17 protein-coding genes are annotated in these 23,677 nt (G+C 67.8%); 8 read left to right on the forward strand and 9 right to left on the reverse strand.

What is annotated here, in order from left to right:
• Window positions 1-33: 33 nt before the first annotated feature.
• Window positions 34-1,137, forward strand: a complete 1,104-nt coding sequence (locus tag G6N46_RS11935; protein WP_138249560.1) for a DUF5685 family protein — start codon at window positions 34-36, stop codon at window positions 1,135-1,137.
• Here the strand turns inward: G6N46_RS11935 and G6N46_RS11940 are convergent.
• Together G6N46_RS11940 and G6N46_RS11945 are read right to left on the reverse strand one after the other, a co-directional pair.
• A complete protein-coding gene (locus G6N46_RS11940) occupies window positions 1,134-2,234 on the reverse strand; it encodes an acyltransferase family protein (RefSeq protein WP_138249561.1) in 1,101 nt (366 codons plus the stop codon). The two genes, G6N46_RS11935 and G6N46_RS11940, sit on opposite strands and share 4 nt — an antisense overlap.
• Window positions 2,231-4,165, reverse strand: a complete 1,935-nt coding sequence (locus G6N46_RS11945; RefSeq protein WP_138249562.1) for a DEAD/DEAH box helicase — start codon at window positions 4,163-4,165, stop codon at window positions 2,231-2,233. The genes G6N46_RS11940 and G6N46_RS11945 overlap by 4 nt, the downstream gene beginning before the upstream one ends.
• A 110-nt stretch (window positions 4,166-4,275) precedes the next feature.
• On the opposite strand from G6N46_RS11945, the gene G6N46_RS11950 reads away from it, so the two are divergent.
• Window positions 4,276-4,815: an LppP/LprE family lipoprotein gene (locus tag G6N46_RS11950; RefSeq protein WP_174814125.1), complete on the forward strand. Its 540-nt coding sequence runs from the start codon at window positions 4,276-4,278 to the stop codon at window positions 4,813-4,815.
• On the opposite strand, the gene G6N46_RS11955 is transcribed toward G6N46_RS11950, so the two are convergent.
• Window positions 4,812-5,153, reverse strand: coding sequence for a DUF2200 domain-containing protein (locus tag G6N46_RS11955; RefSeq protein WP_138249563.1), 342 nt, complete (start codon window positions 5,151-5,153; stop codon window positions 4,812-4,814). The two genes, G6N46_RS11950 and G6N46_RS11955, sit on opposite strands and share 4 nt — an antisense overlap.
• Window positions 5,154-5,201: 48 nt before the next feature.
• On the opposite strand from G6N46_RS11955, the gene G6N46_RS11960 reads away from it, so the two are divergent.
• Together G6N46_RS11960 and G6N46_RS11965 are read left to right on the forward strand one after the other, a co-directional pair.
• Window positions 5,202-8,627 carry a TM0106 family RecB-like putative nuclease gene (locus tag G6N46_RS11960; protein ID WP_138249564.1) on the forward strand — a complete coding sequence of 1,142 codons (3,426 nt, stop codon included), beginning with the start codon at window positions 5,202-5,204 and terminating at the stop codon, window positions 8,625-8,627.
• Window positions 8,624-9,991, forward strand: coding sequence for an FAD-binding oxidoreductase (locus tag G6N46_RS11965; RefSeq protein ID WP_138249565.1), 1,368 nt, complete (start codon window positions 8,624-8,626; stop codon window positions 9,989-9,991). Before G6N46_RS11960 ends, G6N46_RS11965 begins: the two co-directional genes overlap by 4 nt.
• An 83-nt stretch (window positions 9,992-10,074) precedes the next feature.
• Here the strand turns inward: G6N46_RS11965 and G6N46_RS11970 are convergent, their stop codons facing one another.
• Together G6N46_RS11970 and G6N46_RS11975 are read right to left on the reverse strand one after the other, a co-directional pair.
• Entirely contained in the window at window positions 10,075-10,776 is a 702-nt protein-coding gene (locus G6N46_RS11970; protein WP_226520987.1) for a hypothetical protein, read from the reverse strand.
• Window positions 10,777-10,786: 10 nt separating this feature from the next.
• Complete coding sequence (locus tag G6N46_RS11975; RefSeq protein ID WP_197746723.1) at window positions 10,787-11,992, reverse strand: Tox-REase-5 domain-containing protein; 1,206 nt, start codon at window positions 11,990-11,992, stop codon at window positions 10,787-10,789.
• 283 nt (window positions 11,993-12,275) lie between these two features.
• Here G6N46_RS11975 and G6N46_RS11980 point away from each other — a divergent pair, with 283 nt between their 5' ends.
• Window positions 12,276-12,887 (forward strand): hypothetical protein, encoded by a 612-nt coding sequence (locus tag G6N46_RS11980; protein ID WP_138249566.1) that lies wholly within the window; start codon window positions 12,276-12,278, stop codon window positions 12,885-12,887.
• A 168-nt stretch (window positions 12,888-13,055) separates the two neighbouring features.
• On the opposite strand, the gene G6N46_RS11985 is transcribed toward G6N46_RS11980, so the two are convergent.
• Window positions 13,056-14,801 carry an MFS transporter gene (locus G6N46_RS11985; protein ID WP_138249597.1) on the reverse strand — a complete coding sequence of 582 codons (1,746 nt, stop codon included), beginning with the start codon at window positions 14,799-14,801 and terminating at the stop codon, window positions 13,056-13,058.
• Between the two features lie 186 nt (window positions 14,802-14,987).
• Window positions 14,988-16,274: a Bcr/CflA family efflux MFS transporter gene (locus tag G6N46_RS11990; RefSeq protein WP_407665094.1), complete on the reverse strand. Its 1,287-nt coding sequence runs from the start codon at window positions 16,272-16,274 to the stop codon at window positions 14,988-14,990.
• Between the two features lie 161 nt (window positions 16,275-16,435).
• Between G6N46_RS11990 and G6N46_RS11995 the strand changes: the two genes are divergently transcribed.
• Both G6N46_RS11995 and G6N46_RS12000 read left to right on the forward strand, forming a co-directional pair.
• The gene (locus tag G6N46_RS11995; protein ID WP_138249567.1) at window positions 16,436-17,206 is read left to right on the forward strand and encodes a hypothetical protein; all 771 of its coding nucleotides are present in this window, start codon (window positions 16,436-16,438) and stop codon (window positions 17,204-17,206) included.
• A 156-nt stretch (window positions 17,207-17,362) separates the two neighbouring features.
• Window positions 17,363-21,037, forward strand: a complete 3,675-nt coding sequence (locus G6N46_RS12000; RefSeq protein WP_163692729.1) for a multifunctional oxoglutarate decarboxylase/oxoglutarate dehydrogenase thiamine pyrophosphate-binding subunit/dihydrolipoyllysine-residue succinyltransferase subunit — start codon at window positions 17,363-17,365, stop codon at window positions 21,035-21,037.
• Here G6N46_RS12000 and G6N46_RS12005 read toward each other — a convergent pair.
• Window positions 21,034-22,128 (reverse strand): MbnB/TglH/ChrH family RiPP precursor modification enzyme, encoded by a 1,095-nt coding sequence (locus G6N46_RS12005; protein ID WP_138249600.1) that lies wholly within the window; start codon window positions 22,126-22,128, stop codon window positions 21,034-21,036. The two genes, G6N46_RS12000 and G6N46_RS12005, sit on opposite strands and share 4 nt — an antisense overlap.
• The gene (locus G6N46_RS12010) at window positions 22,125-22,820 is read right to left on the reverse strand and encodes a TIGR04222 domain-containing membrane protein (RefSeq protein ID WP_138249610.1); all 696 of its coding nucleotides are present in this window, start codon (window positions 22,818-22,820) and stop codon (window positions 22,125-22,127) included. Before G6N46_RS12010 ends, G6N46_RS12005 begins: the two co-directional genes overlap by 4 nt.
• A gap of 14 nt (window positions 22,821-22,834) precedes the next feature.
• Here G6N46_RS12010 and G6N46_RS12015 point away from each other — a divergent pair, with 14 nt between their 5' ends.
• Window positions 22,835-23,671: an SDR family NAD(P)-dependent oxidoreductase gene (locus G6N46_RS12015; protein ID WP_138249601.1), complete on the forward strand. Its 837-nt coding sequence runs from the start codon at window positions 22,835-22,837 to the stop codon at window positions 23,669-23,671.
• Window positions 23,672-23,677 lie beyond the last annotated feature (6 nt).

The raw sequence follows: 23,677 nt of genomic DNA on the forward strand, positions 1-23,677 counted from the left end.
GCGATTTGCGCTGGCCACAGCTATCTTCGAGCCGTGTTCGGCATCCTCCGGCCCTGCCGGCATCGGCTCGGTAAGGAACTCGCGGCGGTGTGGACCGCCCAGTTGTGCGGCCTGTGTCTCGCGCTCCGCGATGACTACGGGCAGGGCGGCCGCGTGGCCACCAACTACGACGGGCTCGTGGTGTCCGCCTTGGTGGAGGCACAGTCCGTGTCGACGCCCGGCCGCCGGGAGGCCGGCCGCTGCCCATTGCGGGGCATGCGCAAGGCAGATGTCGCGATAGGTGAATCGGTCCGATTGGCGGCCGTGGTCTCACTGGTGCTCGCCGCGGCACGGGTGCGTGACCACGTCGACGACGGTGACGGCGTGTTCGCCGCGGCCGGTGTCCGGCCCGCGGCCCGACGGATCGCCGACCGGTGGGCGCGTCAAGGTACGGAAGTCGGTACCGCGATGGGCTTCGACACCGGTGTGCTGATGGACGCGATCGGGCGGCAGGCGTCGCTGGAAGCCGCTGCGGCACCTGGTAGTTCACTGCTCGCGGTCACCGAACCCACCGAGACGTCAGTGGCCGCGGCGTTCGCCCACACCGCGGTGCTGGCCGGGCGGCCGGCGAACGTGGAGCCGCTACGCGAGGTCGGCCAGTTGTTCGGGCGCGTCGCGCACCTGCTCGACGCGGTCGAGGATCTGCACGACGACCGGGTGCACGAGAAGTGGAATCCGGTCGCCGCCACCGCAACACCGATCGGCGACGTCCGGACCATGTGCGACGACGCGGTGCTCGGCATCGAACTCGCCTTGGCCGACGTGGAATTCACCGACGGACGGTTGGTGCACCGGCTGCTGACGCGCGAGCTGCAGCGGGCGGTGACCAGGACCTTCAGCGGCGCCGGGTACGAGGCGACGGACGTGCCGGCCGACCCCGGCGCGCCGGTGGCGTCGTCCGGCGAGCTGCCGCTGGACGACGTCGTCGGGATCGAAATTGGCGAGCAGAACCCCGAGGAGAAGGCCCAGCGCAAAGCCGGGTGGTTCGACGGCTGCTTCGCCTGCGACTGCAGCGGCTGTTGCTGCGACTGCGATGGCTGCTGCGAGTGCGACGGCTGCTGTTGTGACGGCTGCTGCGACTGCTGCGACTGTTCCTAGTTGCGCACCCGCGTGAACCGGTGCAACAGCCACGACGCCGGAATGGTGAACAGCATCGTCAGCGTGAACAACGCGAAGGTCGATCCCGTCCAGATGTGCTGATGCATCACCTCGACCATGACGAGTTCCATGATGACCAGATGCACGAGGAAGATCTCGTAGGAGATCTCGCCGAGAAACACCATCAGCCTGCTCCCCAGCAGGCGCGCGTACCAGCCGCGGTTGCCCAGGCCCAGCGGCGCGACGACCAACGTGGCGATCGACGCGTAGAGCACCGCCTTCCACAGGCTCTCGGCCAGCGTCGCCGGCGACGTCGTCGGGGCGCCGGCGATGGGCGTGGAGGCGATGAGGTAGCAGACCAATGCCAGTGGGATACAGAGGAACCCGTAGGCCCGCACACCCATCACGGACAGCACCGCGAGCAGCATGCCGCCGACGAACCAGATCAGGTAGGTGGGTAGCCAGAGCCGGGCACCGTCGGGCAGGAAATCGGTGGTGTGCACCAGCGTCAGCCACGCCAGGCTCGACGCGGCCAGCACGCCCAGAGCACCCAGCAGCACGCCCGGCCGCCACTGCCGCCGGCACAGCACCACCATCAACAGGTAGGCCAACACCGGAAGGGCAACGTAGAAAGCAACTTCCACCGCCAGGCTCCACATCTGGGTGAGGCCCTGATGCAGCCACGAGAACAGGTAGTTGTCGGTGTAGATCTGGGTCAGCGTGAGATTCCGCAACAGTCCCAACCAGGTGTGCCCGGGATTGGGGCCGGCCGTGCGGAAGTGATACAGCGCGTAGGCCGCCAGCACCGTCACCACATAGGCCGGCATGATGCGCCGCACCCGGTGCCAGGCGTAACGCCGCACCGACGGTGCGTCGTAAGGCTTTTCGGCGTCGGCCCGAGCCAGCGCCTTCACCCACGGGGTGAACAACAGGAAGCCCGACAGCACGAAGAAGATCGGCACACCGATCTCGGCGCGCGAGTACATCAGCCCGACATACGTCTGGGTGTACTTGCCGGTCGTGAATGCCGCGTGGGTCAAGACCACCAGCAGTGCGGCGACAGCACGGACCCCGGTGAGCGAATCAACCCGGGTCACTTGTACTTACGCTTGCCCTCGCCTCGACCTTCGCCGTGTCCACCGCGCCGGTCGTCGTCACGACCCCGGCCCTTGTACGGTCCGCGGTCCTGACGGCCACCACGGTCGGAGGACGAACCGCGGTCCGAGCCACGGTCCTGACGGCCACCGCGGTCGGAGTACGAACCCCGGTCGGGGCGTCCGCCACGATCCTCGTAACCACCGGAGCGCCCGCCCTTGTCCAGCTCCAGGTGAATCAGCTGGCCCGAAATGCGGGTGTTCTCAAGCTTTTTGAGCGTGTCCTTGCTCAGCTTGGCGGGCAGCTCGACCAACGAGTGGTCGACACGGATGCTGATGTGCCCGAAGTCGCTGCGGTTCAGGCCACCCTCGTTGGCGATGGCGCCGACGATGGCACCCGGAATCACCTTGTGCCGCTTGCCCACCGCGATGCGGTAGGTGGCCAGGTCATCACGCGTCGACCGGGGCTTGCGCTCGCGCTCGCCACGGTCCCCGCGGTCGTCACGGTCCGGACGCTCGCGCCGCTTCTCCGGCGGCGGCTCCTTCATCAGGAATTCTTCGCCGCCCTGGGTCTGCACCGCCAGCGCCGCCGCGATCTCGGCGAGCGGCACGTTGTTGTCGCGCTCGTAGTCCTCGATCAGGCGGCGGAACAGCTCGATGCCCGGCGCACTGAGCGAGTCGGTGATGGCGTCGCGGAACTTCGCCACGCGCTGCGCGTTGACGTCGTCGACCGACGGCAGCTGGGACTCGATGAGCTTCTTACGCGTGACGCGCTCGATCGAGTTGAGCAGGTGCCGTTCGCGCGGCGTGACGAACAGCAGCGCGGTGCCCGAGCGCCCCGCGCGGCCGGTGCGGCCGATGCGGTGCACGTACGACTCGGGGTCGTGCGGGATGTCGTAGTTCAGCACGTGGGAAATGCGCTCGACGTCCAGGCCGCGGGCCGCGACGTCGGTGGCGATCAGGATGTCGATGGAGCCGTCCTTGAGCGCGTTGATGGTGCGCTCACGGACCGCCTGCGGGATGTCACCATTGATCGCGGCGGCGGAAAAGCCACGGGCCCTGAGCTTTTCGGCAACTTCCTCGGTGGCCTGCTTGGTGCGGACGAAGACGATCATCGCCTCGAACGGCTCGACCTCGAGCAGCCGGGTGATGGCGTCCATCTTCCGGGGGCCGGCCACCTGGATATAGCGCTGCGTGATGTTCTCGGCCGTCTGCGCCTTGGCCTTGATCGTCACCTCGACCGGGTCGTGCAGGTACCGGGCGGTGATCTTCTTGATGGCCGGCGGCATGGTCGCCGAGAACAGCGCGACCTGCTTGTACTCCGGGGTATCGGCCAGGATGCGCTCGACGTCCTCGGCGAAGCCCATCTGCAGCATCTCATCGGCCTCGTCGAGCACCAGGTAGTCCAGGTGCGAGAGGTCCAGGCTGCCCTTCGACAGGTGGTCGATGACGCGGCCCGGGGTGCCGACCACGACCTGCGCGCCGCGCTTGAGACCGGCCAGCTGCGGCGTGTAGGACGAGCCGCCGTAGATCGGCAGCACGTTGATGTTGAGGTGCGCGCCGTACTTGCCGAACGCCTCGGCCACCTGCAGCGCCAGCTCGCGCGTCGGCGCCAGCACCAGACACTGCGTGTTGCGGCTGGTCGGGTCGATCTTGGACAGCACCGGGACCGCGAACGCGGCGGTCTTGCCGGTACCGGTCTGGGCGAGGCCGACGACGTCGGAGCCGTTCAGGATCGCGGGAATGGTGGCCGCCTGGATGGGCGACGGTGATTCGTATCCGACGTCGGTCAGTGCCCGCAGCACCTCCGGCCGGATGTTCAGGTCGGCGAACGTGACCTCGGCGCCGGTGTCGGCGGAGGTTTCTGCAGCGGGATCAGCGGTGGTGGTGGGGCCGCCCGAATCCGGGTCGGCCTCGGGTGAAGACGTCGTCATTATGCAAGGAGTCTAGAGGGTTATCAGGCCAGGTACGGCCAGCATGGCTGACCGGACTCCCCTGCTCCGCCTTATAGGGTGGCCGGGTGCGCTGCACCGAACCGAAACTGATGACGATCGCGGTGGCCGCATTCGCAGCGGCAAGCCTGTCCGCCTGTGGGTCGGGTGACTCCACCGCCTCCAAGACTCCCGATCCGACCGCGCCCGCCGCCGCCAAGAAATCCGCCGCGCCGACCGTCGTCGCAGGTCCGAAGACCACTGCCGCCCCGGCCGACCCCTGCGCCGTCAGCCTCACGGCGCCCGACATCGCCAAGGCGGTGTCCACGCTGCCGGCCGATCCGCGCAGCAAGCAGGGCTGGAGCCCCGAGCCGCTGGCCGGCAACTACAACCAGTGCGCGCCACTGTCGGTGGTGATTGTGAAAGCGAACACCAACGCCGAGCAGCCGAACACCCGCGCCGTGATGTTCCACCTGGGCCAGCTGATCCCCACGGGGGTGCCCGACACGTACGGATTCAACGGCATCGACCTGGCCCAGACCACCGGCGACACCGTCGCCCTGAGCTACACCAACCCGGGCACCGGGCTCAAGAGCATCGTGCGGTTCCACTGGAACGGCAACGGTGTCGAGCTGATCGGCAACACACACTAGGTGCGCAGCACCTTCTCCATGGCCTTGCCCTTGGCCAGTTCGTCGACCAACTTGTCCAGGTAGCGGATTTTCCGCATCAGCGGGTCTTCGACGTTCTCGACGCGGACGCCGCACACCAGCCCCGTGATCAGCGCGGCGTTCGGGTTCAGCGTCGCCGCGGCGAAGAAGTCCTCGAACGTCGTCTCCGCTTTCAGGTGCTCGGCCAGCGTGGCCTGATCGAAACCGGTGAGCCAGCAGATGACCTCGTCGAGTTCGGCGGTGGTGCGCCCTTTCTTCTCGACCTTGTTGACGTAGTGGGGGTAGACCGACGCGACGCTCGTGGTGAAAATCCGGCTCACTCCGCCAAGGTAATCCGGTCTGTCGGCGGCCTGCCATATGGTGGCGACGTGTTCCTCAGTCCAACCGATCACGCTGCGCCGGTCATCTACAGCGCATCGGATCTCGCGGCGGCGGCGCGCTGCGAATACGCGCTGCTGCGCCGGTTCGACGGGCTGCTGGGCTGGGGACCGAAGGCCGTCGTCGACGACGACCTGCTGGCCCGCACCGCCGAGCTGGGCGACGCGCATGAGCAGCGGCACCTGGAGCAGCTGCGGGAGGCGTCCGGGGACAACGTCACGATGATCGGCCGGCCGCGGCCGTACACCGTGGCCGGGCTGATCGGCGCCGCCGAGGCCACCCGGGCCGCCGTCGACCGCCGTGCGCCGGTGATCTATCAGGCCGCGATGTTCGACGGCCGCTTCCTGGGTTTCGCCGACTTCCTGATCCTGGAGGACGGCCGCTACCGCCTGCGGGACACGAAGCTGGCCCGCTCGGTAAAAGTCGAGGCGCTCCTGCAGTTGGCGGCCTACGCCGACGCCCTGGAACAGGCCGGCGTGCCGGTCGCGCCCGAGGTGGACCTGGTCCTCGGCGACGGCACCATCGCCAGTTATCCGGTGGCCGAGCTGCTCCCGGTGTACCTGCCGCGGCGCGCGGCGCTGCAGCGACTGCTCGACGAGCACCGGGCCGGCGGCGCGCCCGTGTCCTGGGAGACCCCGACGCTGCGGGCCTGCCACCAATGCGAGGACTGCGAAGTCGAGGTCCGCGAGCGCGATGACCTGCTGCTGGTGGCCGGGATGCGGGTCAGCCAGCGGGCCCGGCTGCTCGACGCGGGGATCACCACCATGCACCAACTGGCCGCGTACAGCGGCGCGGTGCCGGGGCTCTCGTCGCGCATCGTGGCGAATCTCGTCGGCCAGGCACGGCTGCAGGTCGCGCCCCCGATCGACGACAAGCCGCAGTTCGAGGTCATCGATGCACAGCCGCTCACCGGGCTGCCCGAACCCGACCGCGGCGACTTGTTCTTCGACTACGAGGGCGACCCGCTGTGGACCGAGAACGGCCGGGACTGGGGCCTGGAGTACCTGTGGGGCACCCTGACCGCGACCGGGGAGTTCCATCCGATCTGGGCGCACGACCGCGCCAGTGAGCGCAAGGCGCTCGTCGACTTCCTCGCACTCGTCCGCAAGCAACGCAAGCGCTACCCGAACATGCACATCTACCACTACGCGGCCTACGAGAAGAGCACGCTGTTGCGGCTGTCCGGGCGTTACGGTGTCGGCGAGGCCGAGGTGGACGAGCTGCTGCGCAGCGGTGTGCTGGTCGACCTGCTGCCGTTGGTGCGCAAGAGCATTCGGGTCGGCACCGAGAGCTACAGCATCAAGTACCTGGAGCCGCTGTACATGGGCGGCGAGTTGCGTGTCGGCGAGGTCACCAAGGCCACCGACTCCATCACGCAGTACGCGCGCTACACCGAGCTCGAGGCGGCCGGCGAACACGAGGAAGCCGCAACGGTTCTCAAGGAGATCGAGGACTACAACCATTACGACTGCCGCTCGACGCTGCGGCTGCGCGAGTGGCTGCTCGGGGTGGCGTGGGCCGCCGGCATCGCGCCACGCGCACAGCCCCGCGGCGGCTTGACGCAACCCGAGACCGCGGCACTGGCCGACGACGCGACACAGCGCGCGCTGGCGAAGTTCGCGGGCGACGGCACCGCGGCACGCTCGGACAAGCAGCAAGCCGTCGCCATGATCGCGGCGGCCCGCGGGTACCACCAGCGCGAGGAAAAGCCCTTCTGGTGGGAACATTTCGACCGGATCAACAATCCGGTGGACGAATGGGCCGACTGCACAGACGTTTTCGTGGCCACGACCACCCCGCACATCGCCGTGGACTGGAACACCCCGCCCAAGGCCCGCAAGCCGCAGCGGCAGGTGCTGCTGCGCGGTGAGATCGCCGCCGGCTCGGTCCCGCCGGGCGCCGAGGTGTTCGCACTTTACGAACCACCTTCTCCGCCCGGTCTTTCCGACGATCCCGACGTGCGTGCCGCCGGAACCGCGAAGGTACTGGAGTGCAACGAGGACGGCACCGAGGTGCTGATCATGCACCGCACCGGCAAGGACGGCGACCAGTTCCCGCAGCTGCCCTTCGCCCTGACGCCGGGTCCGCCGCCGAACACCAAACCGCTGCGGAATTCGATCGAGACCACGGCTGCCGACGTCGCCGCCGGCCTGCCGTCGTTGCCGCCCGATGCGGCGCTCGACATCCTGCTGCGGTCCGCCCCACGCACGGCGTCCACGGGGCCACTCCCCCGCACCGGCGATACGGCCCGGGATATCGTTGCCGCGCTGCGGGATTTGGACTCGTCGTACCTTGCGGTGCACGGCCCGCCGGGGACCGGCAAGACCTATACCGCATCAAAGGTAATTGCCGACCTCGTCAGCCGCGACCACTGGCGCATCGGCGTGGTGGCGCAGTCACACGCCGTCGTGGAGAACGTACTCAGCAGCGTGGTCAGGGCGGGGGTCGACGGCCGCGCGGTCGGCAAGAAGCGCGCCCCCGAGGACGCGCCGTTCACCGACGTGCCGGACAACCAGTACGCGCGCTTCATCGCGGACAGCAACGGCTGCGTGATCGGCGGCACCGCTTGGGATTTCGCCAACGACGGCCGGGTCCCGCGCGGCTGCCTGGATCTGCTCGTCATCGAGGAGGCCGGCCAGTTCAGCCTGGCCAACACCATCGCCGTCGCCCCGGCAGCGAGGAATCTGCTGCTGCTCGGCGACCCGCAGCAGCTGCCGCAGGTCAGTCAGGGCACCCACCCCGAGCCGGTGGACGAATCAGCTCTGAGCTGGTTGGTCGAAGGGCGTCACACGCTGCCCGCCGAACGCGGCTATTTCCTCGACGTGTCGTACCGGATGCACCCGGCGGTGTGCGCTCCGGTGTCGGCACTGTCCTACGACAACCGGCTACTGTCCGCCGAAAGTGTCAGCGGCGCACGGCGGTTGGCCGGCATCCAACCCGGCGTGCACCTCATGACCGTCGACCACGAGGGCAACGCGACCGACAGCCGCGAGGAGGCCGAGGCGATCATCGCTGCCATCGGCGGCCTGGTCGGCCGGGAGTGGAGCGACGAGGACGGCACCAAAAACCTTGGGCCCGAAGATGTTCTGATCGTGGCGCCGTACAACGCGCAAGTGGTACTGCTGCGCGAGCGGATGGACGCCGCCGGCTACGGCGACGTCCAGGTGGGCACCGTCGACAAGTTCCAGGGGCGGCAGGCGCCCGTGGTGTTCGTCTCGATGACGGCGTCGTCCATCGCTGAAGTCCCCCGCGGCATGGCTTTTCTGCTGAACCGCAACCGGCTCAACGTGGCGATCAGCCGTGCCAAATACGCCGCCTACGTGGTGCGTTCGACGTTCTTGACCGACTACCTGCCCTCGACCCCGGACGGGATGATCGACCTCGGTGCGTTCCTGTCCGTGACCGGCGCACCATGACGCTGCTCGCCCAGTTGGCCGCCATCGTCGGAGCGGGCCACGTCACCAGCGATCCCGACGTGCTCGCCGGCCGCGTCGTCGACCACACCGGCCGCTACCGCGGTCGCGCGCACTCGTTGGTCCGCCCGGGCGACGACGCTGAAGTCGCGGCAGTCCTGCGCGCGTGCCGCGACGCCGGCGCCTACGTCACGGTGCAGGGCGGACGCACCTCACTGGTGGCCGGCACCGTGCCCGAGCGCGACGACATCCTGCTGTCCACGGAACGGTTGTCGACGGTCGGCGCCGTGGACGCCGCGGAACGCCGCATCCGGGTCGGGGCCGGGGCGACCTGCGCCGCGGTGCAGCACGCCGCGGCCGCCGCGGGCCTGGTGTTCGGCGTCGACCTCGCGTCCCGCGATTCGGCCACCATCGGCGGTATGGCGTCGACCAATGCGGGCGGCCTGCGCACTGTGCGTTACGGCAACATGCGCGAACAGATTCTGGGTCTCGAGGTGGCGCTGCCCGACGGCTCGCTGGTGCGCCGGCACAGCCAGGTGCGCAGCGACAACACCGGCTATGACCTGACCTCGCTGTTCGTCGGTGCCGAAGGCACGCTCGGGGTCATCACCGGACTCGATCTCCGGCTGTATCCGGCGCCGGCGCACCGGGTTACGGCGGTGGCGGGGTTCGACAATCTGGACGCATTGATCGCTACCGGACGTCGATTCCGCGATATGGACGGCATTGCCGCACTCGAGCTCGTCGACGCGCGTGGCAGTGCGCTGACCGCCGAGCATCTCGGGGTCGCCGCCCCAGTGGCGGGCGCCTGGCAGCTGCTGATCGAGATGGCCGGCGACACCGATCAGACCGAGCTGCTCGCCGCGGCGCTGGAGGACGCCGAGCTGGTCGGTGAACCCGCCGTGGGCATGGACGTCAGCGCATCGCAGCGACTGTGGCAGGTGCGCGAGTCGATCGGTGAAATCCTGGGCTGGTACGGGCCGCCACTGAAATTCGATGTGTCACTGCCGCTTTCGAATATCAGCGAGTTCACCGACCGGGCCGTCGCCCTGGTGACCGAGCACGCACCCGAGGCCATCCCCGTCCTGTTCGGCCACATCGGCGAGGGCAACCTGCATCTGAACCTGGTGCGCTGCAACGTCTCCGGCGAAACCGAACGCACGCTCTACACCGCGATGATGGCGCTGATCGCCGACTGCGGCGGCAACGTCAGCTCCGAACACGGCGTCGGCACCCGCAAGCGCGACTACCTGACCATGTCGCGCACCGACGCCGACATCGCGGCGATGCGCACGGTGAAGGCGGCGTTCGACCCGGCGGGGTACCTCAACCCCGCGGTGCTCCTGAATCGGACAGGGGAAGTTTGACCATCCCGGTTGTTTGACCAACCGAGGGGGTCCTGACCGCCGTCTAACAGGTACCCACGCCGTGCTTTACGTCGATCAAGCTCCTAGACGTTCGGATAGCCAAGCGCGGTACGGACCTGGCGAACATGGTCAATGCTCGGGTTGTCCGCATTGGCACCAGGAAGGTAGATGTAGGTTCCACCGTCAGCGTTGGTGGTAGAGATCCGGTCGTCAAAAGCGGTGACATCCAGTGGCGTGCCGGATCGCACATACGTCACTAAACCGACGACGACTTGGGGAGGCTTGTGCCCCTGTGCGCGTTGCGTCTTACGGCTCGCGATAGCAATGTGGTCCGGCTCCCAAGCGATGACCAGTGCGCTCAGATAGCGGGTGAGCACTGCTTCATCGGTGCCGTCCGCGAGCTGAAACAGCAGGTGATTGAACGGTTCCGGAGCGTCGACAAAGCCCGCACGGACCGAGTAGTCGAAACAGTGTCGATCTGTCGACTCGAGATCACCAATACCTTCTCGAACGAACTGGATGTGTTGCCCTGGCAATGTCGGCGGACCCGCGTTGACTCGTTCGGTGCTCGCCGAAATCGCGCGCTTGACCGCTTCTACGTCGTCCGTATCGACTGGCACGAGATCGTTGTATGGGGATTCGACGCTCTGGGGTTGCCACACCCCCCACGCGCCGTAAACGGCCGATTCGTTAGGCATAAATTCGAGCGAGCGCTGCAGACGCTCAGCGCAGGATTGTAGGTCGTCACTGCGATTTCCCCAGCCTCCGATGAGCCTCAAGGCCACAAGTTTCCCCTTACGCTGGCGGCACCACTACGACGTGAATTCGGCTGCCGTATCCGGCATCGTCGATCAGGTTCGCTATCGCTTCTGCGGTTTTCGGCTCTGCTACGCGCCACTCGATGGGAATGCCCGTTTGCAGCGACACCTGGTACTGACGCAGTAGTTCATCAGAAATGTCTTGTGCGCCCTTGATGTTCGGCTTGAACTCACCATCGTCTCCGACCATCCACTCATAGCCCGTGCCTTTCGCCTCTACGAGCAGACCGTTTGGCCCCACGTCAGGTTCGAATCCATCAAAGGCAACAGGAGGGCCACCATCACGAGGGACATCGTATTCCATCCCAGCCGGATAGCCGGTGACTTGCTGTTCGTAGTCGCGCCACGGGCCGTCGCGGCGTGACTTCGTCGCCCATTCGCCGGGTCCCCTAACCAAGCCGTGCGGAATGACCGCCCGTTTCGCAATCAGCGGCGGTGGAACCATCGGATGCCCGACAGTGGTGAGAGCTGCTTCGATCCGGGTGTAGTACTCGTTGCCAGCCTTTTTTGCCCGGCTCAACAACCGGTTGTACGCGGCATTGGCGTCCAGTACATCCGACGGCGACCCGAACCGTCGCTGGTTCTCGATATTCTGCCGCGCATCCTTAAACTCTGATGGACTAGGGGTATCGCGGCAGGCGTAGTCGTAAGCGGCAGCAGCTGATTCGGCGGCTTTCGACAATCGCTCACCCCACGAGGCCGCGTTATGCATCCATCGTCCGTGGTCGCGTATGTTGCTCGCGGCATTGCTCGAATTATCCGGCCAGTGCTCGTCGACGAGATCGCCCACGTGTGACGTGCGGTCGCCGACGTAGACGATGTCGTCGCTGGCTCTGCGCCAGTGCGCCGAAAAATCGCGGACGCGGCCGGCGCCCCGACCCGAGTGGAGTGCCTCGGCGAATTCTTCTGGCCCCATGGATTGCGGAAGTACGTCAGGGATCCGCGCCCGTGGAGGCTGCTTCGGTTGCGGCGGGAGTACCGGCATCGCCGCGGCAGCGGCGCTCACCGGCCGTGGGCGGTGGCCCACGGCGACCCGACTGATCTGCAGGGCAGCATGGGCATCGGCCACCTCGAACATGACACCAGCCGCTGTCACCACGGCACCACCATGTTCGCGCACCATCCTCGCGTATTGAAGTTCCTCGCAAAGGTTTTCATCATGGCCGGTAAACGCGAACGCCATACTGGACGACACTGGATCGCCAGCCGGAGCAGGACAATCCTCCTTGGCGGGTACGTCGCCCAGCGCAGCCAGGGCACGTCCATCCGCCTGCAATGAGTCGGCATCAACCCGAAGTATCCCCGCCACCGAATCTGTTGCCCCCAAACAGTATCCCGGCTGTGTCAGTGGTCTGACGGTATCGCAGTCACCCCGCACTTGCTCGCCTCCGCGCTGGGCGGTGAGACCTCATGGGTCGCGCGTCAACGGTCTCCGGTAATCCGCACGTGGCGGTAGCGTCAATAGGATGCGCCGACACGCCCTGGTTGTTGCCACGCTCCCCGTGCTCGCTCTCACCGCGGTGATCGCGCCGGACAGCCACGCCGCCCCGGCCTGCGGCACCGCCGATCCGAACCGCGCGCCCGCCGTCATCACCGGATTCGACGGCTACACCGCCGTGAACCTCTGCGACTACGCCGGCCCCAAGCACTACGGCTGGTCGTCGTACCGATTCAAGGCCGCCGAGGGCGTGCACTGCGAGCTGTACGACGGACCGAACTCGTGGCAGTACTACTCCAGCATCACGTGCTGGGGGAAGCTGCCGGGCGTGCCCGCGGGCGTGACGCAGGTGGAAGTCGCGGCCGGCAGCGTGGCGAGTTACGGCCAGGCGGACGTGAAGCAGAAGGAAACCCAGGACGGCAACGTGCCCGTCGACCCGGCCAGTTATCGGGAGCTCGCCCCTGGCCAGAAGATCGTCGTCCCCGGCGCCAAGGGGTCCGTCGACGAGAACGACGAAGTGTGCGCAACCGCGGGCGACGGATCCCTCACGTGCGAAATCCAGAACCCCGGCGAGGCCTGGGGCCAGGACCGGAAGACCCATGGTTTCGTGCTGTCGGCGCAGGGCAGCCGCGTCTACTGAGCCGCGCAGCGCTGCCGCGAACGCAACGCCACGGCGGAAAATCTGGCCGCAAACCGCCCTGTGGTTGCGCTCGCGAACGGATGTCCGGGCTTGCGCAGCGAGCGTGCATGCAGTGCGCCAGCCGAGCGATTTTCGCGATCTGACGGCACGCTCGCGACCGATCCCGCGCTACATCGAGTGCAGGCCGTAGACCCCCGGGTCCTCGGCCTCGTCTTCGCGATAGTGCCGGCCGCGACGGGACGTCGCCGACGCCTCGAAGGAACCAGAATCGTAGGTCGGCGAGTCCCGCCCGTCGTCGACGCGGTGCCAGTGCTCGTCGGCCGCCGGCTCGACGTGCAGCGGGATCGGTGAGGTCCGCGGCTCGTCGGGCTCGTCCGGCACGTCGTGCCAGTCCCACGGCTCGGGGTCGTCCACGGCGTCGAACGCGGCGCGGTCGACGGTGTACTCGACGTACTCGTCGTCATCGGGAAAGTAATTGGGCTCGGGCGGCTCCAGAACCGAGGTCCGGGGCCGAACCAACGGCGCGGCCGTCGCCTGGCCGCGCAGGAACAGCGCGGCGACGACGCCGAACAACGCGACGAACGCCGGCAACAGCAGCGACTGCGACATCGCGGTCGCAAACGGCTCGTGCAGGAACGGCGGCAGGGTCACCGGCGCGCCCTCGCCGGCGACAGGCCGGCCGCCCGTCGGCATCTCGGCGGTGATCCGGGACGTCATGTAGGCGGCCATGCCGGCGCTGCCGAGCACCGAACCGACCTGCCGTGTGGCGTTGTAGACGCCGGAGCCGGCGCCGGCCAGCCGCGGCGGCAGGTTGCGGGTGGCGGTCGCCGCCAGCGGCGACCAGATGAACGCCATGCCGACACCCATGGCGACGAACGGCAGCACCAGCTGCCACAGCGGGGTGTCCGGAGTCAGTCCGAACGACAACCACGTCAGCCCGATCGCCAGCGCCGAAAATCCCGACCCGACGATCGGTTGCGGTGGATACCGGTCGATCAGCTTGCCGACCAGCGGTGCCAGCATCCCGGACACCACCGCCATGGGCGCGGTGAGCAGTGCCGATTCCGTCGCGCTCAAGCCGAGGACGGCCTGCGCGTGGAACATCACCGGCAGGATCATGGCGGTGACGCAGAAGCCGATGGTGGCCACGGCCACATTGGACAGGCAGAAGTCGTTGTCGTGGAACACCGTCAGGGGGATCAGCGGCTCTTCCGGGTTGACCGACTGCCAGTAGACGAAGGCGGCCATGAAGCCCAGGCCGCCGAGGATCACCAGCCAGATCCACCAGGCCCAGTCGTGCGTCTGCCCCTCCTGCAGACCGAACACGATGCCGAACATGCCGACACCCGACAGCACCACACCGAGGACGTCGAACCGGTGCCGCTCGGTGGGAAGTTCCGGCACCAGTACCCAGGCCAGCGCCAGGCCGACGATGCCGATCGGCACGTTGACGAAGAAGATCCACTGCCAACCGAGGTGGTCGACGAGCACGCCGCCGGCCAGCGGACCGACCAGCGTCGCCACTCCGGCGGTGGCACCCCACACACTCATGGCCGCGCCGCGGCGCTCCGGCGGAAAGATCCGGGTGATCGTGGACAGGGTCTGCGGCGTCAACAGCGCCGCGCCCAGGCCCTGCACGACGCGCGCGGCGATCAGCATCCCGATGCTGCCGGACAAGCCGCACCACAACGACGCCAACGTGAACACCGCCAGGCCGGCCAGGTACAGATTGCGTGGCCCGAAGCGGTCACCGAGCCGGCCCGCGACGAGCAGCGGTACCGCATACGCCAGCAGGTATGCGCTGGTCACCCAGATGACACCGTCGTAGTCGGTGCCGAGCTTCTGCATGATGACGACGTTGGCGACTGCGACGATCGTGGAGTCCACCAGGATCATGAAGAAACCGAACATCATGGCCCAGAGGGCGTTCCACGGTCGACTGACCTGCGCAGTGCTCACCGGCGAACCCCGGCGGAAATCAACGTATGCATGCAGTGGGTATCAAGTTCGGGTGGCCGGCCGATGTGCCGGTCTCGACTTCGACGCTACGGACAGTCTCGAATCCGAACAAGTCAGCAGTTCGGCGCCGTCGGCACGGACCTAATGCCGATGACGTTCGTGTCCCGACTCGCCCTTGTCCCCCACGGCCAGCAGCGCGAACAGCGCGACCACAACGCCCGTAGTCATCACGCCAGCGAGCGCCAACTCACCGTTGCCCAGCGCGCCGACGAGTGGGGCCACCGCCGCGCCGAGCCCGAATTGGGCCGCGCCGAGCGCCGCTGCCGCGGTACCGGCGGCGTCAGGGTGTCGCGCCAGCGCGACGGCCGGTGTGTTCGGAATCACGAGACCCATCGCGGCCAGCATCGCCCAGACCGGGATCAGGAAACCGGCCAGGCCGCCCACATGGAACGCCGCCAGCGCGACGAACGCGAAGCCGAACACCGACGCGGCCACCAGCGCGACCAGCGCGATCTTCTGCGGCTCGTACCGGCGCAGCAGCACGACGTTGAACTGCGTGGCGCCGATGAGCGCGATCGCCCCGGCGGCGAACACCAACGCAAAGGTCTGCTGGTCGAGGCCGTACCGCCCCTGCAGGACGAAGGCGGCACCGGCGATGTACGCGAACAGGCCCGACATGCCGAGCGCACCGACGAGGACCAACACCACGAAACGGATGTCGCTGAGCACCTCGACGTAGGTCCGCAGGATGGCCCGCAGTCGCAACGGCCGACGGTCGGCGACCGCGAGGGTCTCGGGCAGGGCCAGCACCGCCACCGCCAGGATCGCGCCGCCCAGTACGGCGAGCGCGGCGAACACCCAGTGCCAGGAACCGCGTAGCAGGACGGCCGCACCGAGAGACGGCGCCAACACCGGCGCCACACCCAGGACCAGGATCAACCGCGACATCACGACGGCCGCGACCGACTCTTCGAACAGGTCGCTCACGACCGCGATGGCCACCACCGAGGCCGCGGCGGCACCCACACCCTGCAGTGCGCGGGCAATGCCCAGCACCTCGATGTTGGGAGCGAACAGGCACAGCAGCGAGGCCGCCATGTGCAGCAGGATCCCGGCGACCAGGGGCCGCCGCCGGCCCAGTGCGTCCGACAGCGGGCCGACGATCAGCTGGCCGAGCGCCAGGCCGCCGAGCGTCCCGGTCAGCGTCAGCTGGGCGATGGACGACGACAACCCCAGCTCAGATGCGATCCTCGGCAGCGCCGGCAGGTACATGTCGATGGTCAGCGGGCCGAGCGCGACCAGCAGGCCGAGCACCACGATCATCCGGGTGCGGCTCGGCGCCGGACGTACGTCCGAGGCCTCCACGGACGCGCCACTACCGGTGGCGTCGCCTACCGCTGTCAGATCCACAAGGGGCGATGCTGCCATGAATATGGTTAGCAATGCATACCGGTTTTTTCTTCCCGGCAAATCTGCAGCATTCAGATGTGATCACCGGCTCAGCCGGCACTGGGCACTCAGATGGCGCGCCGATCGTTGACCACGCGTTAGCCTGAATTCCTGAGTCACGGAGATGGAGAGGCCGGCCGATGAGTGCTCGCTCCAGCATGAAGGGGCAGTTGCCTGTGAAGCATGACGCCCACGCCGAGAATCCTGGCGCTGCCGCCAAGGCGCTCTCGCACATCCTCGAAGGCGGCGCCCGGGTGCAGGCACCCGCCGTGGCGGCCTACGTGAACCGGTTGCGCGAGCACAACCCCGGTGCCACCCCGGCCGAGATCATCACCAAACTCGAGAAGCACTACCTGGCCGCGACCATGGCCAGCGGCGCCGCAGTCGGATCGGCCGCGGCCTTCCCCGGCATCGGCACCCTCGTCGCGATGTCGGCGGTCGCCGGCGAGACCGTGGTGTTCCTCGAAGCGACCGCGGTGTTCGCCCTGGCGGTGGCCGAGGTGCACGGCATCCCGGTCACCGAGCGGGAGCGTCGTCGCGCGCTGGTGCTCGCCGTTCTCGTCGGCGATGAGGGTAAACACGCCATCGGGGATCTGCTCGGCACCGGCCGCACCAGCGGCGCGTGGCTGGCCGACGGCGCCACGACGGTACCGCTACCGGCTGTCTCGCAATTGAATTCGCGGCTGCTGAAGTTCTTCGTGAAGAAGTACACACTCAAGCGCGGCGCCATCGCCTTCGGCAAGCTGCTGCCGGTCGGCGTCGGCGCGGTGATCGGCGGTGTCGGCAACCGGTTGATGAGCAAGAAGATCATCGAGAACGCCCGCGCGGCCTTCGGGCCTGCCCCCGCGCGGTGGCGGCAGACGCTGCTCGTGCTGCCCGAGGCACGGGATAGCAAACTCTCGGCAGATTGATCCACCAATAGGTGGGCTTCCGCCGTCCAAGGAATCGACCGACGGGTTAGCCTTAGGCGGCACGCGGGCGGGCGACCGCCAACACAACAGATGGCGGGAACGCCGGGCTGAGGTCCAGCGCTCGTCGGACAGAAGGAAACGAGGCGAATAGCGGCCGTGAGCACATCACCTTCACCATTCGGTCAGAACGAGTGGCTGGTCGAAGAGATGTATCGCAAATTCCGTGAGGACCCGTCCTCGGTGGACCCGAGTTGGCACGACTTCCTGCGTGACTACAACCCCGAACCCATAACGGACACAACGGATTCCGTGGCCGCCGCAGCCCCGGCCCCCGCCGCGGCGCCCGCCCCTGCCGCGGCGCCTGCCCCCACCGCCGCGCCGGCCAAGGCCGCCCCCGCCAAGGCCGCCGCCGGACCCGCGCCCGCCGAGGACGCCGAGACGCAGACGCTGCGCGGCGCCGCGGCCGCCGTCGTCAAGAACATGAACGCGTCACTGGACGTGCCGACCGCCACGAGTGTGCGCGCCATCCCCGCGAAGCTGATGATCGACAACCGCGTCGTCATCAATAACCACCTCAAGCGCACCCGCGGCGGCAAGATCAGCTTCACCCACCTGCTGGGCTACGCGATCGTCCAGGCGGTCAAGCAGTTCCCGAACATGAACCGGTACTTCGCGGAGGTCGACGGCAAGCCGACGGCCGTCACGCCGGCGCACACCAACCTCGGTCTGGCCATCGACCTGCAGAACAAGGACGGCTCGCGCCAACTCGTCGTCGCGGCCATCAAGCGTTGCGAGACAATGCAATTCGGCCAGTTCATCGCCGCCTACGAGGACATCGTCCGGCGGGCCCGCGACGGCAAGCTGACCGCCGAGGACTTCAGCGGCGTCACCATCTCGCTGACCAACCCCGGCACCATCGGCACCGTACACTCGGTGCCGCGCCTGATGCGCGGTCAGGGCGCGATCATCGGCGCCGGTGCCATGGAGTACCCGGCCGAGTTCCAAGGCGCGAGTGAAGAGCGCATCGCCGAGCTCGGCGTCGGCAAGCTCATCACGCTGACCTCGACCTACGACCACCGCATCATCCAGGGCGCCGAGTCCGGCGACTTCCTGCGCACCGTGCACCACCTGCTGCTCGACGACGCCTTCTTCGACGAGATCTTCCGCGAGCTGGGCATCCCCTATGAGCCGGTGCGCTGGCGGATCGACAACCCGGACTCGATCGCCCACAAGAACGCCCGCATCATCGAGCTGATCGCGGCCTACCGCAACCGCGGTCACCTGATGGCCGACATCGACCCGCTGCGCCTGGACAAGACGCGCTTCCGCAGCCACCCCGACCTCGACGTCAACACCCACGGCCTGACGCTGTGGGATCTGGACCGCGAGTTCAAGGTCGACGGCTTCGCCGGCAAGCAGTTCATGAAGCTGCGCGACGTGCTGTCGGTGCTGCGTGACGCCTACTGCCGCCACGTCGGTGTCGAGTACACCCACATCCTCGAACCCGAGCAGCAGAAGTGGCTGCAGGAGCGCGTCGAGGTCAAGCACGACAAGCTGGCCGTCGGCGAACAGAAGTACATCCTGTCCAAGCTCAACGCCGCCGAGGCCTTCGAGACCTTCCTGCACACCAAATACGTTGGGCAGAAGCGCTTCTCACTGGAAGGCGCGGAGGCCGTCATCCCGATGATGGACGCCGCCATCGACCAGGCCGCCGAGCACGGACTCGACGAAGTGGTCATCGGCATGCCGCACCGCGGTCGCCTCAACGTGCTGGCCAACATCGTCGGCAAGCCGTACGCGAAGATCTTCAGCGAGTTCGAGGGCAACCTGAACCCGGCGCTGGCGCACGGCTCCGGCGACGTGAAGTACCACCTCGGTGCCACCGGCCACTACCTGCAGATGTTCGGCGACAACGAGATCGACGTGTCGCTGGTGGCCAACCCCAGCCACCTCGAAGCCGTCGACCCCGTGCTCGAGGGTCTGGTCCGCGCCAAGCAGGACCTGCTGGTCGGCGACGAGCATGACGACAGCGACGCGCACGGCCGCTTCTCGATCATGCCGATGATGCTGCACGGCGACGCCGCGTTCGCCGGTCAGGGCGTGGTCGCCGAGACGCTCAACCTCGCGCTGCTCAAGGGCTACCGCACCGGCGGCACCATCCACATCATCGTGAACAACCAGATCGGGTTCACCACGGCGCCAACGGATTCGCGCTCCAGCGAGTACTGCACCGACGTGGCCAAGATGATCGGCGCCCCGATCTTCCACGTCAACGGCGACGACCCCGAGGCCTGCGCCTGGGTGGCGCGGATCGCGGTCGACTTCCGTGAGGCGTTCAAGAAGGACGTCGTCATCGACATGCTGTGCTACCGCCGCCGCGGCCACAACGAAGGCGATGACCCGTCGATGACGCAGCCGTACATGTACGACGTCATCGACACCAAGCGCGGCGTCCGCAAGACCTACACCGAAGCCCTCATCGGCCGTGGTGACATCTCCATCAAAGAGGCCGAGGACGCCCTGCGCGACTACCAGGGCCAGCTGGAGCGGGTCTTCAACGAGGTCCGTGAGCTCGAGAAGCACGAGATCGAGCCCAGCGAATCGGTGGAGTCCGACCAGACCATCCCGCAGCGCCTGCTGACCGCGGTCGACAAGTCGCTGCTCGCCCGCATCGGCGACGCGCACCTGGCGGTACCCGAGGGCTTCAACGTGCACCCGCGCGTCAAGCCCGTGCTCGAGAAGCGCCGCGAGATGGCCTACGAAGGCAAGGTCGACTGGGCGTTCGCCGAGCTGCTGGCCCTGGGCTCGATGGTCGCCGAGGGCCGGTTGATCCGGTTCTCCGGGCAGGACACCCAGCGCGGTACCTTCACGCAACGGCACGCAGTCCTCATCGACCGCGTCACCGGTGAGGAGTTCACCCCGCTGCAGCTGCTGGCCACCAACACCGACGGCACGCCCACCGGCGGCAAGCTGCTGATCTACAACTCGGCGCTGTCCGAGTTCGCGGCGGTCGGCTTCGAGTACGGCTACTCGGTGGGCAATCCCGACGCCATGGTGCTGTGGGAAGCCCAGTTCGGAGACTTCGTCAACGGCGCGCAGTCGATCATCGACGAGTTCATCAGCTCCGGCGAGGCCAAGTGGGGCCAGCTCTCCGACGTCGTGCTGCTGCTGCCGCACGGTCACGAGGGCCAGGGCCCGGACCACACGTCGGGCCGCATCGAGCGGTTCCTGCAAGTGTGCGCCGAAGGTTCGATGACGGTCGCCATGCCGTCGACCCCGGCCAACTACTTCCACCTGCTGCGCCGACACGGCCTCGACGGCATCCACCGGCCACTGATCGTCTTCACCCCGAAGTCCATGCTGCGCAACAAGGCGGCGGTCAGCGACATCAAGGACTTCACCGAGATCAAGTTCCGCTCGGTGCTCGAGGAGCCGACCTACGAAGACGGCGTCGGCGACCGGTCGAAGGTCACCCGGGTCCTACTCACCAGCGGCAAGCTGTACTACGAGCTGGTGGCCCGCAAGGCCAAGGACAAGCGCGACGACATCGCGATCCTCCGCATCGAGCAGCTGTACCCGCTGCCCAAGCGCCGGCTCAACGCCACGTTGGACCAGTACCCGAACGTGCAGCAGTACTTCTGGGTACAGGAAGAGCCGGCCAACCAGGGTGCCTGGCCGACGTTCGGCCTGAGCCTGCCCGAGCTGCTGCCGGAGAAGCTGACCGGCATCAAGCGCATCTCGCGCCGGGCCATGAGCGCGCCGTCGTCGGGTTCGTCGAAGGTGCACGCCATCGAGCAGCAGGCCATCATCGACGAGGCGTTCGCGCCCTAAGCATCGAACGTGGGCTTGTGTGCGAACTTCCGACGGAGTTTCGCACGCAAGCCCATTTTCGTGTGCGTGTGCGCTCGCTTGTGCGCCAAGACGGCCCCGGCCACCGCAACGCGGTGTTCGTCGAATCCTGGCGGCGGGCCGGACAAGCCCAGCAGCGCCTGCAGTAGTGAGTCCTCGGCGACGGCCAGGGCTCGACGGGTGATGTCGGACGGCTCAGCGACCACTCGACCGGGCAGCCGCTGCAGTCCCGCGGCCCAGGGCCGAACCGCGTCGTCACCGGCGCGTCCGGCAGCCGACCTGACGGCGGCCAACTCGCGTGTCAGCGCGCTGGGCGCCGGGTAGGCGCCGTCGCGTTCCAGCATGACCGCGGGCAACTCGGTTCTGCGCGCGAGCTCGGCGAGCAATTCCAGGATCGGCTCGGCGACGTCGGCGGTGTGGGTGTCGTGCCAGACGCCGTCACGCAAGGCTCCGCCGGCGACGTGGACGTAGGCGATCCGATCCAGCGGCAACGTGTCGAGCGCGGCGAGCGGATCGGCGCCGAAGTTGACGGCCGACGTGTACAGATTCGCCACGTCCAGGAGCAGGTGCGCGCCCGTGCGCTCGATGATCTCCCGCAGGAACTGCGCCTCGGTGAATTCGTCGTCAGGCCAGGCCACGACGGATGCCACGTGTTCGAGGGCCAGCGGGACGGGCAGCGAGTCCTGGGCGTTCCGGACATTGGCCACGACGACGTCGAGTGCGGCCCGGCTGCGCGGTACCGGCAGGAGATGCCCGGCTTCGCGGTCGCCGGCGCGCACGAAAGCGATGTGCTCGCTGACCAACGGGGCCCCGAGGGCCACCGCACAGTCGCCGAGGTGCTTCAGCCGCGCAGATTCGGGCCGCTCCGCACCACCCAAGGAGAGCGAAATTCCGTGTGGCACAACGGGAATTCCGCGGCCGCGCACGGCAACCAACGACTCCGGGAGGGCGCCCGGCCGGATGCCCTCGGCGATCACCTCCATGAATTCGACACCGGGCAGTCGCTCGATGGTGAGGTCGATCTCGGGCCGCCAGCCGATGCCGACGGCCGGCCCGAGGGCGCCGGCGGTCATCCGCCGCACCCGCCGCAGCCGCCACAGCCACCGCCGCCGCAACCCCCTCCGCCACAGCTGCTGCCGCTGCCACAACCGCCTCCGCTGCCGACACCGGCACTGCCGATCAGCGACGTGCGCAGATCGTCGTCTGTCAGCGCGGCGAAACCGAGCAGCGCGACCCCGACCACCTGCGCCTGCCGTAGCGCGTCGGCCCGCCGGGTCTCCGTCGCAGGATCGTTCAGGCCCACGCCGGACTCGTACCGGTTCTTCATGCCTTCGAGCGCGAGTTTCCCCGAGTCGGACGGTCGGTGCGCCGCGTCGGCGAGAAATGCGCGTACCAGGACGAGCGTCGACAGACCGGTGGCCACCAGGAAAACCGTCAGCAGGATGACCCTGTGGTGCAACTCGATGCCGTTGATCAAGCGGAGGAGGCCGACCACCCATACCGCGCACGGCAGCAGCGCGCAGGCGCGCAACACGGTGGTCGAACCGTCGTCGAGAAGCAGACCCCGGCCGCGCAACCGGTCACCGATCGCCACGATGTGCGGGTGCTTGCGCAGCCGCCGCATCGCGCTCCGCCGGCGGCGCGTCGTGGACACACCGGCGGCGACGGCAGCATCGACGTCGTCGAGCGGTTCGACGTCGGCGGGAACGGTGAGCGCACCGCTGCGGGAAACCAGAAGCCGGTCGCTCAAGGCCAGGTTTGCGATCGCGGCGCTGACTCATGGAGGGCTTCGCCGGGAAAGTCTGTGTCGTCACCGGAGCCGGATCGGGCATCGGTCAGGCCCTCGCCATCGAGCTCGCCCGCTCGGGCGCCAAGCTGGCGATCAGTGACGTCAACACCGAGGGCCTCGCCGAGACCGAAGAGCGCATCAAGGCCATCGGCGCCCCCGTCAAGAGCGACCGCCTCAACGTCACCGAGCGCGAGGCCTTCGCCCTCTACGCCGACGCCGTCGCCGAGCACTTCGGCAAGGTCAACCAGATCTACAACAACGCCGGCATCGCCTTCACCGGCGACATCGAGGTCAGCCAGTTCAAGGACATCGAGCGGGTCATGGACGTCAACTTCTGGGGCGTCGTCAACGGCACCAAGGAATTCCTGCCGCACCTGATCGCCTCGGGCGACGGGCACGTCGTCAACGTCTCCAGCGTCTTCGGCCTGTTCGCCGTCCCCGGCCAGGCCGCCTACAACGCCTCCAAGTTCGCCGTCCGCGGCTTCACCGAAGCCCTGCGCCAGGAGATGAAGCTCGCCGGCCACCCCGTCAAGGTCACCACGGTGCACCCCGGCGGCGTGAAGACCGGTATCGCCCGCAACTCCACCGCGGTCGAAGGCATCGACCCGAAGGAGCTGGCCAAGACCTTCGACGCGAAGCTGGCCAAGACCACCCCCGAACGCGCCGCCAAGATCATCCTGGAGGCCGTGCGCAAGGGCCACGCCCGCGTGCTCGTCGGACCGGACGCCAAGCTGCTGGACCTGATCATCCGGGCCACCGGCTCGGGCGCGTACCAGGATCTGTTCTCCCGCGTCACGTCCCGCGTGATGCCGTCGCGCTCGCACTGACACCCA

Origin of the sequence: Mycolicibacterium phocaicum, assembly GCF_010731115.1 — a bacterium.
Taxonomy (GTDB): Bacteria; Actinomycetota; Actinomycetes; order Mycobacteriales; family Mycobacteriaceae; genus Mycobacterium; species Mycobacterium phocaicum.

What these genes read in the sequence shown, in the direction of transcription:
- G6N46_RS11945 (WP_138249562.1), bottom strand. Translation starts at nt 4,165, where the DNA reads ATGACGACGTCTTCACCCGAGGCCGACCCGGATTCGGGCGGCCCCACC.
- G6N46_RS11950 (WP_174814125.1), top strand. Translation starts at nt 4,276, where the DNA reads ATGACGATCGCGGTGGCCGCATTCGCAGCGGCAAGCCTGTCCGCCTGT.
- G6N46_RS11965 (WP_138249565.1), top strand. Translation starts at nt 8,624, where the DNA reads ATGACGCTGCTCGCCCAGTTGGCCGCCATCGTCGGAGCGGGCCACGTC.
- G6N46_RS11975 (WP_197746723.1), bottom strand. Translation starts at nt 11,992, where the DNA reads ATGGCGTTCGCGTTTACCGGCCATGATGAAAACCTTTGCGAGGAACTT.
- G6N46_RS11980 (WP_138249566.1), top strand. Translation starts at nt 12,276, where the DNA reads ATGCGCCGACACGCCCTGGTTGTTGCCACGCTCCCCGTGCTCGCTCTC.
- G6N46_RS11985 (WP_138249597.1), bottom strand. Translation starts at nt 14,801, where the DNA reads ATGATGTTCGGTTTCTTCATGATCCTGGTGGACTCCACGATCGTCGCA.
- G6N46_RS11990 (WP_407665094.1), bottom strand. Translation starts at nt 16,274, where the DNA reads ATGGCAGCATCGCCCCTTGTGGATCTGACAGCGGTAGGCGACGCCACC.
- G6N46_RS11995 (WP_138249567.1), top strand. Translation starts at nt 16,436, where the DNA reads ATGAGTGCTCGCTCCAGCATGAAGGGGCAGTTGCCTGTGAAGCATGAC.
- G6N46_RS12005 (WP_138249600.1), bottom strand. Translation starts at nt 22,128, where the DNA reads ATGACCGCCGGCGCCCTCGGGCCGGCCGTCGGCATCGGCTGGCGGCCC.
- G6N46_RS12015 (WP_138249601.1), top strand. Translation starts at nt 22,835, where the DNA reads ATGGAGGGCTTCGCCGGGAAAGTCTGTGTCGTCACCGGAGCCGGATCG.